The organism is Mesorhizobium sp. M7D.F.Ca.US.004.03.1.1, assembly GCF_003998635.1.
GTDB lineage: Bacteria > Pseudomonadota > Alphaproteobacteria > Rhizobiales > Rhizobiaceae > Mesorhizobium > Mesorhizobium loti.
Genome location: NZ_RZQG01001117.1, coordinates 1 through 1,724, shown reverse-complemented (window position 1 = coordinate 1,724; position 1,724 = coordinate 1). Strand labels below are relative to the sequence as shown.

Here is a 1,724-nt window from a genome sequence, read left to right as displayed (position 1 = left end):
ACAGCACCACATCCGACATCCCAAGCAGCGGCGTGAACGTCACGATCGTTATCCCGCCGGTTGCGTTGGTGCGGGTCAGGCCTTCGGAATAGATGTCGAGCGGTGGTTCCTCGTCGAACCAGACGCCATGCAGCGTCTCGCCCTGCCATTTCTCGCGGCCCTTCTCGAAGCTCTTGAACGACAGCACCGATTCATCGGCCTGCACATCGCCGCCGCCGCCCCAGCGCACCACCACGCTGTCGAGCGCGCCGGGCGCGCCGCGGCCCATCGCGGTCTGCAGGATGGCGTCGGCCGGGATCATGCCGGTGCCCCAGGCCGCCTGCTGCTGCGGCGGGCCGACCAGCACGCGCTGCGGATTGTCGCGCGTGCCTTCGCCGGTGACGCCGGCCGCCCACAGCCGGACGGCTGAGTCAAAAACCTTGCCTTGCCACCACGCGGGATAGCGGCCGGTGAGGTGCATGGCCCATTCGGCGCCCCCTGCCCTGGTCTTGCCGAGCTGGTTGCCGGCCATGAACAGCCTTTCGCGGTTCTGCGCGCCTGCCGCGTGAAACTCGGCCTGGCGCTGATACGGCTTGTAGGCGGCAAGAAGATTAGTCCGGCGCCTGCGGTCCAGTTCCGCCAGCAGCGCCAGATATTCCGTCCTGGCGGACATCACCGAGCTCTTCGAGGAACGGCTTGACGACGGCTTCGAGGGCCCGGATGCGGCTGCGGATCTCGTCATCGCTTAAGCCGTCCATTTGGTTGATCGTGGCATCAAAATCCTTGGGCAGCACCGAAAGCACGATCTTCAGATACTGGTCCGGCTTGTCGGCCCGCACCTCGGCGATGACGCCGGCGCCATGTGCGCGGAAATCAGCCCGCACAGCAGCCAGGAAATCATCGCCCAGCGTTTTCTTCGCGCGCTTGGGGCGCGGCCTCCGCGCAGCCGGGCTGGCAGTGGGTTTGCGCCTTGCCGGCTTGCGGCGCGTTGGCCCGGCGGCGGTCTTGTCAGTCATGGACCTGCCCCGTGGCATTGGCATCGGCAGCGGAAATGCCGGCCTTCGGCGGTGCCGATCTGACCCGGTTGGCCGGTTTCTTCGAGCGGGCGTTCTTCTTGGTCCGTTTCTTTGCTCTCTGGGGCCGCTTCGGCCTTGCCGCATCGGCAGGCTTCGCCGCCTGGGCAGGCTTCGTCACACCGGCCTGTGCCTTGAGACGTGCCATGACGAGACCGACAAGCTGCCCAGCGATGCCGGCTTGCGGGAAACAAAAGCCGCCGGCCGCGTCCCGCACCATGCCGATCAGCACGCCGGGCGCGACCTGTTCGACACGGCCGAGGCGTGGCTGCGGCTCGGCACCTTCGAACTCGCCAATGGCGCTGACGACCTCACGGCCGTCATCGTTGGTGATGATGGTGGCGTAGCGGGTCATGAATCACGTTCCTGAATCAGCGCGCGTTGCGCAAACATCCCGTTGGTGGGAAGCTGCCTCCTTGACGGAGGACGGCCATGAGCAGCGTCACCACGCATTACGGCAGCGACGGCATCGTCGAGCGCATGCTGGCCGCGATCCCCGACGCGAAACCCGATAGTCTCAGTGCCGCGCAACTCTATCCGTTCGACCAGCTTCACGGCCGCGAGCTCATCGCCACGCAGGACCATGCTGCCCGTCTGGCCCCCTCGCCCACCGACCGGATCCTCGATATCGGCAGTGGCATTGGCGGTCCGGCGCGCTTCCTTGCCGCTGCC

At 66.7% G+C, this 1,724-nt stretch carries 3 protein-coding genes and 1 pseudogene; 1 reads left to right on the top strand and 3 read right to left on the bottom strand.

The window, feature by feature from the left end; translation table 11 throughout:
• The 3 genes from EN935_RS34560 to EN935_RS34550 all read right to left on the bottom strand — a co-directional run.
• A partial coding sequence (locus EN935_RS34560) for a terminase family protein (RefSeq protein ID WP_245489126.1) occupies nucleotides 1–652 on the bottom strand: 652 nt, incomplete at its 3' end.
• On the bottom strand, nucleotides 591–995 hold the full coding sequence (locus EN935_RS34555) for a hypothetical protein (RefSeq protein ID WP_127266268.1): 405 nt from the start codon (nucleotides 993–995) through the stop codon (nucleotides 591–593). The genes EN935_RS34555 and EN935_RS34560, both read right to left, overlap by 62 nt.
• Entirely contained in the window at nucleotides 988–1,407 is a 420-nt protein-coding gene (locus EN935_RS34550) for a hypothetical protein (protein WP_127266267.1), read from the bottom strand. Before EN935_RS34550 ends, EN935_RS34555 begins: the two co-directional genes overlap by 8 nt.
• A gap of 77 nt (nucleotides 1,408–1,484) precedes the next feature.
• Here EN935_RS34550 and EN935_RS34545 point away from each other — a divergent pair.
• Nucleotides 1,485–1,724 (top strand): annotated as a pseudogene (locus EN935_RS34545) (methyltransferase type 11); the annotation flags it as partial.

Coding starts and splice junctions, on each gene's coding strand:
- EN935_RS34555 (WP_127266268.1), bottom strand. CDS start 995: ATGACTGACAAGACCGCCGCCGGGCCAACGCGCCGCAAGCCGGCAAGG.
- EN935_RS34550 (WP_127266267.1), bottom strand. CDS start 1,407: ATGACCCGCTACGCCACCATCATCACCAACGATGACGGCCGTGAGGTC.